A 16,473-nucleotide genomic window follows, 5' to 3' on the forward strand; every position below is an offset into this window, starting at 1 on the left:
CCTTGGGACTTGGATCAATTGCCTATTCCTTGCTATAATTAGCTAGATCATTGATTGCAAAAAAAGAAGGTAGGAAAATGATTAAATTTTATGGTTATAAACGATGCTCAACTTCTAGAAGCGCCCAAAAATGGTTACAAAGTCACGGGGTTGAACTGGCATTTCAAGACCTAGTTGACCAACCACCTAAGAAGACCGACCTAGTTAAGTGGATGACTGACCACCAAGATCGAGGTTTGAAATATTTTTTTAATACCAGCGGTCAAGATTATCGCAAGCTGCATTTAAAGGATAAGGTTGCTGACATGACCATTGAGGAAGCCGCCACCTTGATGGCCCAAAATGGCAAACTAATTAAGCGTCCTTTAGTGGTTGACGGACCCAAGTTGACCTGCGGTTTTAATGAAGCTATTTATCAAACTACCTGGCTATAACCAAAAACGGGCATCCGTGCCCGTTTTTGTTTTAGGCATTTTCTTTTCTATCTTAACAGAAACTAGTAAAATGAAGAAAAAAAGGAGAAAACATGAGATATAATCAATACGCATACGTCGAAACAGATTATGCAACACAGGTCAAAGAACTGTTACAAATTAACTTTTTACCGGTAGATTATCAACAATGCACTTTTGGTGAATTACTGGCCACAATGGTTGAAAACACCCTAGCTGAAGTTAACCTAACGGACAGTACTACTCGTCAGGCCAAGTTAACTGAGTTTGCCGTTTCTGAAACAGAAACACTGGCTAGCTATTTAGCAACCCAGCCGCAAGAAATGAGCCCAGCCCAGTTTTATAACGTAGCCCTGCAACTTTTGGGGTACCACGTCCACTATGACTACGAATTGAGTGATCCGCTTAGCTTTATGACCAAAAATGCCTTGCCAGTGGTCGAAAACATTAGTAATTGCACGGATTTGATTACCGCCTTTTACCGCCTATTGAACACCCGGTCTCAAAACGGCCAGTTGTTAATCGACGTGATGGCTGGTAAAGGCTATTTTGCCGACCGCAGACAGACTCTGCCAGGTAGCCAATTTGTCTTGCTAAACGGTAAGAGCCTACCCGTTTTTGACACCAGTAAGGTAATCCGTGAAGTCGTCTATGTCGAGAGTGACCTTGATACTGATGAAGATGGCCAATCCGACTTGCTGCAAGTGACAATTTTTCGACCAGTCGAAAGTCAGCAGCTAAAGGTTCCGGCTCTTTATACTGCTAGCCCCTATTTTGGTGGAATCATCGACAACGAAAAACGGAACTATTCAGTTGATGCAAATTTAGCGAACGCCTGTGCTTGGACTAATCCTCAATACGAGGCCAGCAACATTATTCCGGCTGCAAAACCGTCAACAGCTAATCACGAAAATCATCCACCCGTTGAAAAAGCAGTGGGCAAGTCTTCATACGGGCTCAACGAGTACATGTTGGCGCGCGGCTTTGCCAGTGTCTTTGCGGGCGCCATCGGTACGCGCGGCAGTGACGGCCTACGTATCACTGGTGCACCAGAGGAAACCGAGAGTGCCAAAGAAATTATTGAGTGGCTGCACGGCGACCGAATTGCCTATACTGACCGCTCACGTCAGCATGAGACCAGGGCCTCCTGGTGCAATGGCAACATCGGCATGACCGGACGGTCATACCTGGGAACACTACAGATTGCCATCGCTACGACGGGGGTGGCCGGCCTCAAGACCGTTGTCTCTGAAGCGGCCATCTCGTCCTGGTATGACTACTACCGCGAACACGGCCTGGTCATAGCACCCGAAGATTGCCAAGGCGAAGACCTGGACCTCTTAGCCGAAACTTGCCAATCCAACTTATGGGATGCGGGCGACTATCTCAAGATTAAGCCTAAATATGATGCAATGCAAAAACAGCTTCAAACTAAGGAAGACCGCCAGACCGGCCAATACTCAGACTTTTGGGAGGCCCGCAACTACCGCCACCAGGCGGCTGGCATCAAGTGTTCCTGGATCAGCGTACACGGCCTGAATGACTGGAACGTCAAGCCCAAGAACGTTTATAAGATTTGGCAGCAGGTCAAGAACTTGCCGATCGAACATCACCTATTCTTGCACCAAGGACCCCACTACAACATGAACAACCTTGTTTCCATTGACTTTACCGATCTTATGAACCTCTGGTTTGTCCATGAACTACTCGAAGTCAATAATGGAGCAGAGCAACAGTGGCCAGCGGTAATGGTTCAGGACAACCTGCAAGCCGACAAGTGGCACGAGGAAGAAGACTGGAGCGATGAAGTTGGACACTCCACCAGCTATTACCCCACCGATGAGGGAGAACTGCAAAAAGACGGAAACGGTCAGGCCAAAGCAGCATTCATCGACCAAGGCGGCGTGGAATTTAACAAGGCCCACCTCACTGAAAGCGAATGGCAGTACAAGTTTATTTGCGGTGATGATAAATGGGCCAAGGCAAGCCTGCGCTTTATTACGGATGAGTTTATCCACCCAGTGACCATTGTGGGTCGGCCTGAAGTCACGGTACGAGTTTCATCCAGCTTGAACAAAGGCCAACTATCGGTTGCGCTAGTTGAACTGGGCGACCGCAGACGGCTAACTGCTACACCTAAGTTTTTAATGCGCGGCGGTCAGGAACTGGGCTTCCGCTTTGGCACCGATACCCTGCAGGAGTTCATGCCAGACAAGTTGACTCATGCCAAACTGATTACCAAAGGACACATGAACTTACAAAACTATGCCGACATGAAGAAGCCAGTAGCAATTGAACCGGGGCAGTTTTATGACCTGACCTTCAAGCTGCAGCCAACCTACTACCAACTTCCGGCTGGTAGCAAGTTGTGCCTGATTATCTACTCAACTGACCAGGCAATGACGAAACGGCCGCTTGAAGAGACGACCTACACGGTCGACCTGAGCGCTACTGCGATTAAGTTTAAGCAAAAATAATTATGATCTATTTAAAAAGCCAGAGGCGAGCGTTACTGCCTCTGACTTTTTTTCTATTAACATTAATAGCCCATGTACCTGTTTCTCTCCCAATCGGAGACGGTTTGGGTATATTGGTTCCATTCAAGTTCCTTAGAACCAATGAAACTCTGCGTTAAGTGATTACCAAGCGCTGACTTAATTAGTTCATCCTTCTTAAAAGCCTTAAGTGCGTTGTGTAAAGTTGATGGGAGCGGCTTAATCCCAGCTGCTTCTCGCTCCTTTTCACTTAGCTTAAAAATGTTGCCGTTGATCGGCTCCATTGGCATCTTTTCTTCTTTGATACCATTCAATCCGGCTGCTAAACAAGCTGCCAGCAGGAGGTAGGGGTTGGCCGTTGGGTCAGCTGAGCGCATTTCCAGGCGGGTATTAACCTCTTCTGCTGAGGGTACTCTGACCATCGGCGAGCGGTTCTTGGAAGCCCAGGAGATGTAAACAGGAGCTTCATAACCAGGAATCAACCGTTTGTATGAGTTGACGGTTGGATTACCGACAGCAGTGATTGCCCGGGCATGTTCCAATATTCCATTCAGGAAAAACAGGGCGTTGTTTGAAAGGTGAAATTCATTATCTTGGTCATAAAAGGCATTTTTCTTCCCCTTAAACAAGGACATGTTCGTGTGCATTCCATTGCCAGCCTGACCTTGGAGCGGTTTGGCCATGAAAGTTGCATACAAACCATGCTTTTTAGCGATTTCGCGGACAATCATCTTGAACATCTGCACCCGGTCAGCCGTCGTTAGTGCATCATCAAACTTGAAGTCAATTTCCTGCTGTCCATCGCCCACTTCGTGGTGGGCTGCCTCAACTTCAAAGCCAATGCTTTCTAGCGTTTCCACGATGTCACGCCGGCAACTTGCACTTTCATCTTGTGAAGTTAAGTCAAAGTACGAGGCGTGATCAGGAACCTCAGTGGTCCACTTGCCATTTTCATCAAGTTTAAGCAGGTGAAATTCTGCTTCGAAGCCAATATCAAAAGCTGAAAAGCTCATGTCATTCATCTGCCTGATAATTCGCTGCAAGTTATTCCGCGGATCCCCGTCAAATTCGGTCCCGTCTGTCATGTGCACAGAACAAATTAAACAGCCAATCTTACCACCTTGGTTATCAGTCCATGGTAGGACCGCCCAGGTTGAAAAATCAGGATACAAAACCATATCACTTTCTTCCAGGCGGACAAAGCCATCAATCGACGAACCGTCAAAGCGAATGTCATTACTTAAAACTTTTTCTAGTTGACTATTAGGAACTTCAACCGCCTTCAACGTCCCATTAATGTCGGTGAAGGTCAACCGTAAAAAACGCACGTCATTTTCTGCGACGCTCTTTCTAATATCATCTGCTGTAATTTTTTTTGTCATGTTTTCTCCACCTAGAAATATGAATAATTATAATTGGTATAACCCATTAAAGAGTTTGCTTTTCTTACCAAAACTTGATTAATACCTTAGCATTTGCGTCATAAAAAGTAAAGCGGTCTAACTATTTTTCCAGAAACTTTACCAAAGCTTTATTTAAGTTAAACTGTCTGCTACTTATAAAACAACTCATTGACCGCATTAGTAATCGCAATCTTCACGTGGGCAAAAGTTAGCCCCCCCTGCAAATACAGTGCATAGGGCGGGCGAATTGGGCCATCCCCCGAAAGCTCGATACTAGCCCCCTCGATAAAGGAACCAGCGGCCATAATTACCTGATCTTCATATCCTGTATCATGGCTTGGCACCGGCTCCACAAAGGAATTGATAGGCGAATTAGCCTGCAGGATTTGGGCAAAGCGAACCATCTTTTCCTGGTCATGAAAAATCACCGTTTGAATAAGATCTGTACGGTCTTCATCCCACTTAGGCGTAACTTCCAAACCCATCCGCTCCAATAGTGCAGCAGTATATATTGCACCCTTGATCGCATTGCCAGTGATACTTGGTGCAATAAACAAACCTTCAAAGTAGTCAAGATTGTTCGCTAAACTAGCCCCTTCAGCACGACCAATTCCAGCGGCGGTTAGGCGTGCTGCGGTATTCTCGACTAGTTCATGCCGACCTACAACGTACCCGCCAACCTTTGCCAGACCGCCGCCAGCATTCTTAATCAGTGAACCGGCCATCAGATCAGCGCCATATTCGGTTGGTTCATGCTGTTCAGAAAATTCGCCGTAACAATTATCAATAAAGATAATCGTCTTTGGACTGACTGCCCGCACCAACTCAATCAGCGGTTTAATTTGGTCAACCGTCAAACTGGGCCGTGTGTCATAGCCCCGTGAACGCTGAATGACCGCCATTTTCGGTTGATGGTCGGCCAGCAACTGACGCGCTGCCTTAGTGTCAACCTGACCATCCTCGAGGTCGACATGAGAAAACTTAACGCCATACTGCTTTAGACTCCCACGTCCATCGCCGGCCAGCCCAATTACCTGCTGAAGCGTATCATATGGCATACCAGTCAAGTACATCAGTTCATCACCGGGCAACAAGTTACCTGCCATTGCAGTTGCCAGTGTATGGGTGCCAGACACAAATTGTGAACGCACCAGTGCGTCTTCGGTCTGAAAAATTTGTGCATACATGCGATCAAGCTTGTCGCGACCACTATCGTCGCTGCCATAGCCCGTACTACCAATTAAGTCTGCTTCAGCCACAGCCTGGTCCTTAAAAGCAGTTAAAACTTTATTTTGATTAACTAAAATATTTTCGTCTATTTTTGCTAATTGTGCCGCCACCTGGACATCAATCTCGCTCACAATTTTTTGCAATTCTGCCGGCCAGTTATTCATTTATCCATTCCTCTACTTTTTCTGTTATTTTAGTCAGATATGCGGGATCATTCAGCGGATCAACCCAGGTTACCGGTAATTGATGCCGCAGGTAGGTCAGTTGCCGTTTGGCATACCGGCGCGAGGCCGTTTTAAGGTCGGCAACGCAGGCCGCCAGGGTTTTTTCGCCGGTAAAATACGGAAAAAATTCCTTATAGCCAATCGCCTGCAAGATTTGCTGCTCGCGGTCCCTATTCTGGTAAACAAAGTTCGCTTCCTTGACTAAGCCCTGCTCCATCATTTGATCTACCCGTAAGTTGATCCGGTTATATATTTCCTGGCGCTCTGCATTGAGCCCGATAATCAAGTAGTCATAACGCGGCTTAATCTCCTTTTGTTGCTCAGAAAATTTTTTACCTGTCCGGTCAATCACCGTTAAGGCCCTTAAGACCCGCCGGGAGTTAGCAGCTGGAAGATGAGCTGCGGTTTTGGCATCTCGTTTATTTAACTCTTGCCATAGCTTTTGGGGACCGGCTTGGTCAAGTAAGCTTTGCCACTTGGGCTCAACCGCAGTTAGCTGCTCCTCTTTTTCCCCCAACTGCAACTGGTTGAGTAAGGCGTTCACATAAAAGCCGGTCCCGCCAACCAGTAGTGGTAGCTTTCCTTTATTGGCTATTTCAGCAATCGCTTCGCGAGCCTGTCTTACAAAATCAGTCACTGCATAAGGTTCAAAAACCGATTGCGTGTCAACCAAATAATGCTTTACCACTTGCTGTTCTGCTGGCGTCGCCTTGGCCGTTCCAATTGCCACTTCGCGGTAAACTTGCATTGAGTCACCTGAAATAATTTCGGCCTTTAATTGGCGCGCCAGCTCAATTGCCAAACTAGTCTTGCCAACTGCTGTGGGACCCACAATTGCTAATACTTTTTGCATCTTTTTATCCTTTAATTATATCGAAAAAACATGTTTGAAAGAGTCGCCAAACATGTTTTTAGTTAATATTTAGATGTTTTTGTCCGACCATCCCAATCTTCAAAACCATTCTTCAGCCACTTAATCGAAGAAAAATGCTTTTTTTGCAAAAATCTCGCCGCACGCAGTGTTACTGACAGCGAATCAGCGTACAGATATACTGGCAGGTCGGTCCTTAATTCCGTATATTGGTACTTCAACATGGTATAAGGAAGGTTGCGCGCACCATCAATGTGCTTCCTCTTAAAGGGGGCCTTTTCTCGTAAATCGACAATTTGCGCCCTTCTCATGCCCTGCTTAAATTCATCATTAGTTAAATCACCGTTGCCTAACCGTTTGGTTTGAATTTTGTTCCACAGCCAAACTGAGACAAAGGCTAAAATCACGGCTACTAAGATAGCATCGACAATAATTAAAAAAGTTGACATTAGTTTATTTCTCCCCGAACTGCTTACCTGAATAATATACTACTAATTTATGCTAAGAGCTATGCTGGTCTTTAGCAAGCCGCTCTTCATATTCGTGTTCACGACGCAAAATTAACTTGGCAACCAAGTAGTCATGCTTAGCAAGCAAATGCGCCCGGTTAAGGTTGTCAAGTTCCAATGCCATTAGCTCAATGTCCCAAATGCGCTTCCCAACATGAACAAAGATACCATATTTTTTTAGAAGCTGTTGTACATCGTATAACGTTTTCATGATAAATCAATAATCATTCCCAATCTAACCGTAAATACACTATAAACAACTAGAAGACACGCCGCCACAAACCGGGTTTTATTGCGATACCGGCCCATGGCCAAATTGCCCATCACGATTGCCAATAAAAAGCCAGCAATAAAGCCGCCCAGGTGTCCCTGAATGTCAATATTGGGATCAAATAGGTCAAAACCGATGTTTATCAAGGCTAGCCAGAACGACTGCCGGCCCAGATAGGTAATCAACTGATTACTTCGATTATTCAAGGCAATGGCAGTCATTGCACCAAAAAGTCCAAACAGGGCAGTAGAGGCGCCTGCACTAATTGCCTGATCACTTCCCCAAGCTAAACTAAGCAGGTTGCCCCCAACTCCAGATAACAAATAGAGCAGCAAAAAGCGCCAATGTCCCAGAATTTCTTCCATGTAAATACCTAAATAATAGATGATGACCGCATTAGAAACTAGGTGCAGAATGCCCATATGCAAGAATTGCGCAGTGAACAACCGCCACCACTGGTGACCAACTACCACCGCCAAGTTATTCATCGCCCCCATTTTAATTAAAACAGCGGTGTTTTGAGAGCCACCAAGTGCGATCTCGACGATGAAAACGATAAGTAGCACGATTAAAATACTCATCGTCATATAACAATTTTTGAGATTATCTCGTTGATTCATCTTAGCCTCACTTATTTATGCAAGATTGACTGCGTAGTTACAATTGTCTGAACTGGGATATCCGTTGCTTCCGGTTGCCAGCTGGCTGTTGCCAAAATCATTTGGGAATTGACCAAAGCCACGGTCTCCGTATTAGGATGCTTAGCTAAAAAGCGATCATAATAACCGCCGCCAAAGCCCAAACGCTGATGCGTATCAACCGCAAAAGCTAGACCGGGTACCAGCACTAAATCAAGACAATTATTGATTTCCGCATTAGGATCAGCCACTTCTGTGACCCCGAATGGGGACTGTTTAATTTTGGTCATGTAGCTATAATAAAGGAAATCCTGTGAATGCTCAAGGTTATTATTGGCTCGGGCTAAATAAACCTCCTTACCCTGATCCCATAAATAGGCAATAAGACCTGCCGTATCGACTTCATATGAAAGTGAAGAAGTTACCCCAACGGTCCTCTTACCCTCAAGCAATCCTGAATTTAGTAACTGCTTGAGCAATTTTTGGTCCTCGGTCTTTTTTGCTGCACTGTGTGCAAAGGCGGTTAAGTGGGTAATTTGTGCTTGCCGTATTTTTTTCTTATCCATGCTTCTCCATACAAAAATAGCAGGAACATCGGCTCCTGCTATATTAGTTTACTACTTAGTTTCACGATGAAGAGTTGCGTGTCTTTCAACTGGACAATACTTCTTCAAACTTAAACGTTCCGGATGCTTACGCTTGTTTTTCTTAGATAAGTAACTTCTGTCGCCACATTCGGTGCATTCTAAAATGATGTTATCTGCCATCTCATTCACCACCTACAAATTTATTTCTGACTGTATCATTCTAGCATTTTTCTGAAATCTTTGCCAGACTTATTCACTAATTTCTCTTTTTATGTAACTTAAAGTAGTTTTGGACCATCGCCCTGGTCATTTGCAACGTGTAGGATCCTTCCAAATCGGGATCGAGTCCGGGGAAAACCACCGCAGTGGCAATTTCTGCATTATTGGACGGTGCATAACCGACAAAAGTTGCATTGACTAGTTCAGGTGGGTTCTTCCGGTTGGGGTGGTTGGGATCAAAGTAAAAAGTTTGCGCAGTTCCCGATTTACCAGAAATCGCTGGTTTAACATCCTTCAACTTATGCGCGGTTCCCCAAGAATTGGTACCGTGAACCACCCGCCAAAAACCTTGCCGGACAATATTTAACTCATCCTTAGTCCAAGGCACCCGCAGCTGCACATTAGGTTTTTTATTATAGTCAATGTAGATTTTCTTGCCATTGCTGGCAGTTCGACCCACCGACTGTACTACATAGGGTTGCATCCGGTAACCACCATTGGCAATCGTCGACACGTACTGCGCCATCTGAATGGGCGTGTATGCATCATAGTTACCATAGGATAAGTCCAAAACTGATCCAGACAAGATATGGCCTTGTTCGTTAAAGGAGCGTCCTTGGATTCCTGAAATTTCACCGGGCAAGTCTACCCCCGTCTTTTGTCCCAACCCAAACATGTTAAAGTTGTGCCGAATAGTGTCAAAAGCAGTGTCGGGCATCCGGATATCTTGCTTAGGCACGTATTTGGCATTCACCCACTTCATAGCCAGGTGCATCATGTAGATATTGCTAGAAACCTCAAGGGCAGATTCAGCGTCTAGCGAGCCGAAGGTGCCAACTGGGTACACTGACTTCTTAATTGGCGTACCTGGCAGATAAACTGGTGTATCCGGAAAAACATTACTGGATGGAGAGATAACCTTGTTAATCAGGCCACCAGCAACCATTGCCCCTTTAACAGCAGAACCCATAACAAAAGATTGGTTAATTACCCCTAGGGCATTTCTAGTGGTTTTATTTTTACTTGGGTCGCGACTAATCCCGGCAACTGCCAGTATTGCTCCGGTCTTAGGGTTCATCGCCACCGCGTAGGCCCCGTTAGAATAATGGGCTGCGCCAGAGGCAATGGCGGCCGCATAGATTGACTCTAGTGATTTCTGAACCGACTTTTGGTACTTGGCATCAAGCGTTAAGACTAGACTCGCACCAGCCTGACCTGAATAGACAGACTTAGACTGTTCAATATTACCAGCAGTCTTGGCCCATACCTTGCTAGTCGCCTTAGTCCCTTTCAATAGCGGTTCGTATTCTTTTTCCAAGTAGGACGTACCCACCCGATCATTACGTGAATAGCCATTAGTCAGGTAATACTGCAAGTCATCACTGGGCAGGCCCGTCTTTTCCGTTGAAACCGAGCCAATAATACTCTTGATTGACGAGCCATTGGGATAGGATCTGCGCCAGTCAGTCCCGATACCTACACCCGGAAGATCTGCCAAATGTTCACCCACCTCGGCAATTTCTTTGTCCGTTAGGCCGTTGTTTTTTAAATAAATCGTTGAAAGTGTGTACGCCCCAGAAATTTTGTTAAAAATTAAAGCAGCCGTTTTTTGGCGGTCCGTGAGTTGAATATTCCTCTGCCGCACCTGGTCTTGAACAGCTTGATTGATCTTTTCCTCATCCTGTGTTTTCTGAATCGCTTTAGGAACTAAGGCCAACTCTCGATCACTATTGGCCTTATTGCCCAAATAATAATCAACTACCTGCTGATCAGTGGGCTTTTCACTCTTGATACGAATGTAGCGACTAAGACTATTGGAAATTTGATAACTATCTGCAGTCGTGGTCGACACGCTCTTGGTGTAAGTGATCGCATTGCTGGCCTTACTTCCAACCAAGGTGCGGCCCTTGCTATCATACATTACGCCCCGGGGGACCTGACTGGAAACTACTGCCGAATTTGCTTTTTGAACCTCCGCCTTGAAGCGTGAACCATAGCCAATCTGGAGATAGGCCAGCTGACCAATTAAAGCCGCAAACAGAACAAAAATAATCCCCAGTATGAGTTTCATTCTGATTGGCGTTGAAGACTGCTTGGGGGACTTATCATCCGCGCTTTTTTGCTTAAAAAATTTCACTAAAATCAAACCTCACTAAACTAGGGCTATTTTAACAAAAAGTAGGCAATATTTCTATTGCTGGCGGAGAGCTTTGCGAAAATTTTACCAGATTATTGATTAGCGCCAGAGCTTCTTTAAAGAAAGTTCCTTAAAAGGCAGAAAGAAAATATCCTGGCCAATCACCTAACAAGCAGAAAAAAACTTCTGTATTAGCGGCTTTTGTTATAAAATGAAGTTTAAACAATCATATTTACTAGAAAGAAGAACTAACTATGACACTCAAATACCAAATTGGGGTTGATGCTGGCGGAACTCACACGGTTGCGGTCGCATACGACATGAAGGGCGCCGAACTTAATCGAACTGAAACCGGTCCCGGCCAGGTCAACACGAATTACAACTCTGCCCTGACCAATATCACAAGTGCGATTAATTATTTGATTGATCAAATCGACGGTGACTGCCAAAGAATTATGTGTGGGATTGCAGGCTTATCGGTGATTGGTCACGCCTCTGAAGTAGCAGCGGAAATTTCAGCCAAGGCTTATAACTTACCGACCAGAGCCGTCACCGATTCCTTGCTAGCCCTGTATAACGGACTGGAAGGTGAAGACGGTGGCCTAGTAATCGCCGGCACTGGGTCTGTCTTCAATGGTCTACAAAAGGGCAAAATCATTACTACTGGTGGGTATGGTTCAATCTTAGGTGATGAAGGTTCTGGCTACGCCATTACTCTGGCCGCACTCAAAGTGGCTTTGCTCAGCTGGGACAAACGCGAAGCTAACCAATTGATTCCTCTTTTCAACCGGCTCTTTCAGGTCGATGATATTGTTGCCGCTACAGCCAAGTTTTACAAGCTAGCTAACTCCGATATCGCCGCAATGGCGGTTGAGGTAGCTCGGCTGGCAGATGACGGCGATCCGGATGCTACGGCCGTCATTAAGGAACAAGGCGAGTTACTGGCGCGCGATATTGTCATTGGGATGGACCGGTATGAAGAACCAAAACCACTGAAAATCGCACTGACTGGCTCAGTCCTGGCCAATAACAGCATGTTACGTAATCGTTTAGAAGAAAAAGTCCGCGAAAAATACCCTAAAGCAGAATTCACTATTTCTAACGGTGAAAATGCCCGCGGCGTAGTCTTTGATAAGAGTAAGGACTACCGCTACTTTACTAGTCACTAAAAGCTACCATAAAAAGACCAGCATGGTTTTGCAGGCCTGTCCTAAATTAGGACTTGACCTCAATCATGCTGGTCTTTTTTGTTTAGAAAGCTTTAACCTTAAGCTCACTTATTTGCTAACGATGAGCAAACATGGCCTTACGAACTATTCCTCGACTTTATTAATTACCACGTCAAACTTGCCACTAGGTGTTGCAATAGTTGCTGTATCACCCTTTTTTTTGCCTAAAATAGCTTGCGCGATCGGCGAATCATTGGAAATTTTGCCACTCAGTGGGTCTGATTCATCACTGCCGACAATTGTATAAGTCTCAGGGTCAGTTTCACCGACTTCGGTATATGTGACCGTTTTGCCTACCGCTACTTCATCCGGATCAGTCGATTGGGCATCAACCACTTGAGCGTACTTGAGCATTTCTTCCACTACATTAATCCGGTCTTCAAGGTGGCTTTGTTCATCTTTGGCTGCATCGTACTCGGAGTTTTCGGACAGGTCGCCAAATGAACGTGCAACCTTGATCCGCTCGATTACCTCTGGCCGTTTAACTACTTTTAAATTCTTCAACTCAGCTTCAAGTTTTTCTTTTCCCTCAGCAGTCATTGGATATGATTTTTCAGGCATAAAATTTTCTGCTCCTTAAAGTTAAAATTTTCTTTTTGCACAGGTTATCTTATTGATTTCTAACTCTAAAGTCAACCTTTTGTCAAATTTACCTAATTTCTGCCTGTAGTTCTTCTTCTAAACTACTGGTAATTGCATCCATCGCCTCGGCTACGACACCTTCAGTCAAGGTGTCCTGCTCATTCAAAAAAGTCAGCCGGTAAGCGATACTTTTCTTGTCATCAGCAATATGCGGACCTTGGTAAACATCAATTACCCGCAAATCATAAAGATACTTACCACCACTTGCATTAATCACCGACTCAATCTTTTGGTTAACTATTTCCTGGTCAACTAAAATGGACAAATCACGCTCAACCGCTGGGAATTTCGGGGCTGTATGGGCCACTGTCTTGGGGTTAAGAATCATTGGGATAATTGTATCCAAATCCAACTCATAGCCGTAAAGCTCACTACCACTTAGCGCTTTATTGGAACGCGTCACCATGTGGCTAAGCATGCCGACCATCCCAGCGTACTGCTCTTTTAGATAAATAGCAGCAGTTCTAGTGGGATGCATTCCCGGAATAACGGCAGCCCGGTAACTAACCTCCTTTAGGTTGATCCCCAGAGCACGGAATAGGTTAGTAAGCTGTCCTTTGACATAATAAAAATCAATTTTTTCATTATCGTGTTGCCAGTTTTCAAAATAGGCATTTCCGGAATAAAGTCCAGCTAAATGTTCGTGTTCATTGTAAGTGCCCCCATCCAAGTCATATACCCGGCCTTGTTCAAACAGGGCTAACTGATTCTGCTTGCGCGCCATGTTGTAACTCGCAGCATCAACCAACCCCGTTAAGAGGTTTTGGCGCAAGGTAGATCGACTAGAATTCAGCGGCAACTGTATCTGGACTGGCTGCTTTGGTAACTTGGTGTAAGAAACAGCCTTCTCCGGTGAAGTCAGCGAATATGAAATTGCTTCAAGCATGCCCTGGCCCTCTACCAGATTTTTGATGTGTCTGAGGACTTCTTCACTAGCAGAATAACCACCGTGGCTTTCAGCTAGAGCTGGCTGAGTCGATACAATATTGTCATAGCCGTACAGCCGTCCAACTTCTTCTACCAAGTCAGCAGCAATGGCAATGTCCCAGCGCCGGGCAGGTACATTGACAGTCAGCTCATCAGCTGCAGACTGCGCCTTGAAACCTAACCGGGCAAAAATTCGCATCATTTCACTAGCAGCCAGTTCAGTTCCTAAGACCTTGTTAATATATGATACGGTAGTTTTGATTTGAACTGGCTGCCGTTTTTCAGCACTAGCAGTAATTACGCCTGCGGCCACTTGACCACTAGCCTCATTGCGCAGCAGCATCGCAGCCATATCTAGTGCCCGCTCCGTAGCATCCCAATTAACGCCCTTTTCGTAGCGGCTGGAAGCTTCTGTCCGGTTAGCATGACGTAGAGCTGCCTTTCTGATTAGCGTCGGATCGAAAATCGCTGATTCTAAGATGATATCGGTGGTATCGTCCTTAATCTCAGAATTAAGTCCGCCCATCACCCCAGCTAACATCACTACCTGATCACCATTGGTAATCACAATGTCATTAGGATCAAGATCAACTTCCTTGTCATTAAGGAGCGTCAACTTTTCACCGGAAGCGGCTTGGCGCACTACCAACTTGTTACTAGCGAACGCCCGTGCATCATAAGTGTGCATTGGCTGACCGGTTAACAACATCACGTAGTTAGTCACGTCGACTACATTGTTAATCGGTCTAATGCCAGCGTTCCACAAGCGCCTTTGCATCCAAAGTGGACTATCGCCAATTTTGAGGCCACTGATCTTCCTCAAATAGAATTTAGGGGCAAGTTGCGGATCAACTTGCGCCGAAAAATCTTCCGTCCAATCGGGGCCGTCTGCCTTTAACAGCACATCTTCAACTTTGACTGCTTCATCGACGATTGCCCCTACTTCATAGGCCGCACCCTCCATCGAAAGCGTGTCAGCTCGATTGGGAGTAATGTCAAAATCGAAAATATAGTCATCCATCCCAAGCGGAGTAAATACCGCTTGACCTGGTTTAAGTCCAGCAGCTTGCGGGAAAACGTAAATCCCATCATGATATTTTTCTGGGACTAAGTTATCAGCAAAGCCGATTTCCTGTAAGCCGCAAATCATCCCATTCGACTCAATGCCACGCAACTTGCCCTTTTTGATCTTAACGTTACCGGCAATTCGAGCACCAGGCAAAGCAACTACCACATCTTCACCCGCCGCCACATTTGGAGCACCACAGACAATTTGGTAAAGGTCCCTTTCCCCAACATCAACTTGCGTAACGTTCAGGTGGGTGCCTTCGACTGGTTGGCAGTCAGTGATATGGCCGACAACTAGTTTTTTTAAGCCGGCTTCAGGGTGCTTCACTTCGGCAATTTCGACACCGGTCCGCGTGATTTCTTCGCCCAAGTCTTGGGGATCCTGCTCTAACTTTAAAAAATCTTGCAGCCACTGGTATGATACTAGCATTATCTTTCCTCCTGACAGAATTGTTCTAAGAAGCGAACATCATTGGTATAGAAATCGCGAATGTCATCAATGCCGTACTTAAGGATGGCAAACCGATCTAAGCCGACACCAAAGGCAAAACCGCCATAAACACTCGAATCAACTCCAGCATTTTCCAAAACATTTGGATGAACCATACCGGCACCTAGAACTTCAATCCAACCGGTATGCTTACAAATAGCACAACCCTTACCATCGCAGTTGAAGCACGAAACATCCATTTCAACTGACGGTTCAGTAAAAGGAAAATAACTGGGCCGCAACCGTGTTTGGCGATCCTGACCAAAGACATGCTTGGCCATCATTTCCAGCGTACCTTTCAAATCACCCATCGTAATATTTTCGTCGATCAGCATACCTTCCATTTGCATGAACTGGTGAGAGTGCGTCGCATCATCGTCATCTCGGCGGTATACTTTACCTGGTCCGACCATCTTCAAGGGCCCCTTAGAAAAATCAAACTTTTCTAAAGCCCGGGCCTGATCCCCCGAAGTCTGTGATCGCAGTAATCTTTCTGGATCAATATAAAAAGTTTCCTGCATATCGCGGGCAGGGTGATCCTTAGGCAGGTTCATCATTTCAAACACATAATGGTCTGTTTCGATTTCTGGTCCTTGGACTACTTCGTAACCCATTCCAATAAAATACTTTTCCAAATCGTCCAAAATAATGTTGATTGGGTGTTTGCTGCCGAGGTGGGCTACCCGGCCCGGCAAAGTTACATCAACCTTTTCCTGCTCAAGCTGTTTTTCAATCAAAGCCTTAACTAGCTCGCTCTTAGCATGATCAAGCCGTGTATTGAACAAATCACGTAGCTTGTTTACCTGCTGACCGATTTCACGGCGACGACCAGGCTCAATATCTTTCATCGAATGCAAAATTTTAGTTAATTCGCCTTTACGTCCCACTAGCTTGACGCGCACGTCATTCAGCATTTCTTCACTTTTAGCCTGGTCAATTTCGCCCAGCCCTTGATCACGCAACTCTTTCAGTCGCTCAAATAAATCCATTGTTTTGCCCTTTCACATAAAAAAACTCCGTCCTCAAAGGGACGAAGTTTCGCGGTACCACCCTAGTTTGAACTCACTAGGAGTCCACACTT

The 16,473-nt window shown here is 45.5% G+C and carries 15 protein-coding genes and 1 other annotated feature (1 of these 16 only partly in view); of the genes, 3 read left to right on the forward strand and 12 right to left on the reverse strand.

The annotated features are described in order from the left end of the window. Nucleotides 1-77 precede the first annotated feature (77 nt). Together R8389_RS05085 and R8389_RS05090 are read left to right on the forward strand one after the other, a co-directional pair. Nucleotides 78-434 (forward strand): arsenate reductase family protein, encoded by a 357-nt coding sequence (locus R8389_RS05085; protein ID WP_317636963.1) that lies wholly within the window; start codon nt 78-80, stop codon nt 432-434. 92 nt (nt 435-526) lie between these two features. Beyond that, nucleotides 527-2,929 (forward strand): Xaa-Pro dipeptidyl-peptidase, encoded by a 2,403-nt coding sequence (locus tag R8389_RS05090; RefSeq protein WP_317636964.1) that lies wholly within the window; start codon nt 527-529, stop codon nt 2,927-2,929. A gap of 62 nt (nt 2,930-2,991) precedes the next feature. On the opposite strand, the gene glnA is transcribed toward R8389_RS05090, so the two are convergent. From glnA to R8389_RS05135, 9 genes are all read right to left on the reverse strand, one after another. Then, nucleotides 2,992-4,329, reverse strand: coding sequence for a type I glutamate--ammonia ligase (glnA, locus tag R8389_RS05095; RefSeq protein WP_317636965.1), 1,338 nt, complete (start codon nt 4,327-4,329; stop codon nt 2,992-2,994). Between the two features lie 170 nt (nt 4,330-4,499). Then, on the reverse strand, nt 4,500-5,744 hold the full coding sequence (locus R8389_RS05100) for a methionine gamma-lyase family protein (protein ID WP_317636966.1): 1,245 nt from the start codon (nt 5,742-5,744) through the stop codon (nt 4,500-4,502). Beyond that, complete coding sequence (miaA, locus tag R8389_RS05105) at nt 5,737-6,657, reverse strand: tRNA (adenosine(37)-N6)-dimethylallyltransferase MiaA (protein ID WP_317636967.1); 921 nt, start codon at nt 6,655-6,657, stop codon at nt 5,737-5,739. The genes R8389_RS05100 and miaA overlap by 8 nt, the downstream gene beginning before the upstream one ends. Before the next feature lie 62 nt (nt 6,658-6,719). After that, nucleotides 6,720-7,124 (reverse strand): rhodanese-like domain-containing protein, encoded by a 405-nt coding sequence (locus R8389_RS05110; protein ID WP_317636968.1) that lies wholly within the window; start codon nt 7,122-7,124, stop codon nt 6,720-6,722. Nucleotides 7,125-7,176: 52 nt separating this feature from the next. Then, a complete protein-coding gene (locus tag R8389_RS05115; RefSeq protein WP_317636969.1) occupies nt 7,177-7,395 on the reverse strand; it encodes a YqgQ family protein in 219 nt (72 codons plus the stop codon). After that, a complete protein-coding gene (locus tag R8389_RS05120; protein ID WP_317636970.1) occupies nt 7,392-8,075 on the reverse strand; it encodes a rhomboid family intramembrane serine protease in 684 nt (227 codons plus the stop codon). Before R8389_RS05120 ends, R8389_RS05115 begins: the two co-directional genes overlap by 4 nt. Before the next feature lie 11 nt (nt 8,076-8,086). Then, a complete protein-coding gene (locus R8389_RS05125; RefSeq protein WP_317636971.1) occupies nt 8,087-8,659 on the reverse strand; it encodes a 5-formyltetrahydrofolate cyclo-ligase in 573 nt (190 codons plus the stop codon). Between the two features lie 51 nt (nt 8,660-8,710). Beyond that, the gene (gene rpmG, locus R8389_RS05130) at nt 8,711-8,860 is read right to left on the reverse strand and encodes a 50S ribosomal protein L33 (RefSeq protein WP_172999151.1); all 150 of its coding nucleotides are present in this window, start codon (nt 8,858-8,860) and stop codon (nt 8,711-8,713) included. Nucleotides 8,861-8,936: 76 nt separating this feature from the next. After that, nucleotides 8,937-10,970 (reverse strand): peptidoglycan D,D-transpeptidase FtsI family protein, encoded by a 2,034-nt coding sequence (locus R8389_RS05135; protein WP_425604669.1) that lies wholly within the window; start codon nt 10,968-10,970, stop codon nt 8,937-8,939. Between the two features lie 320 nt (nt 10,971-11,290). On the opposite strand from R8389_RS05135, the gene R8389_RS05140 reads away from it, so the two are divergent. Continuing rightward, nucleotides 11,291-12,205, forward strand: coding sequence for an N-acetylglucosamine kinase (locus R8389_RS05140; RefSeq protein ID WP_317636973.1), 915 nt, complete (start codon nt 11,291-11,293; stop codon nt 12,203-12,205). Nucleotides 12,206-12,349: 144 nt separating this feature from the next. Here R8389_RS05140 and greA read toward each other — a convergent pair whose 3' ends face one another. The 3 genes from greA to pheS form a co-directional block, all read right to left on the reverse strand. Then, a complete protein-coding gene (greA, locus tag R8389_RS05145; RefSeq protein ID WP_317636974.1) occupies nt 12,350-12,826 on the reverse strand; it encodes a transcription elongation factor GreA in 477 nt (158 codons plus the stop codon). A gap of 88 nt (nt 12,827-12,914) precedes the next feature. Further along, nucleotides 12,915-15,332, reverse strand: coding sequence for a phenylalanine--tRNA ligase subunit beta (pheT, locus tag R8389_RS05150; protein WP_317636975.1), 2,418 nt, complete (start codon nt 15,330-15,332; stop codon nt 12,915-12,917). Next, complete coding sequence (gene pheS / locus R8389_RS05155) at nt 15,332-16,381, reverse strand: phenylalanine--tRNA ligase subunit alpha (RefSeq protein ID WP_317636976.1); 1,050 nt, start codon at nt 16,379-16,381, stop codon at nt 15,332-15,334. Before pheS ends, pheT begins: the two co-directional genes overlap by 1 nt. 34 nt (nt 16,382-16,415) lie before the next feature. Continuing rightward, nucleotides 16,416-16,473, reverse strand: a binding site (T-box leader); it runs 148 nt beyond the window's last position.

The sequence above is a fragment of the Lactobacillus xylocopicola genome (assembly GCF_033096005.1).
Lineage (GTDB): Bacteria > Bacillota > Bacilli > Lactobacillales > Lactobacillaceae > Lactobacillus > Lactobacillus xylocopicola.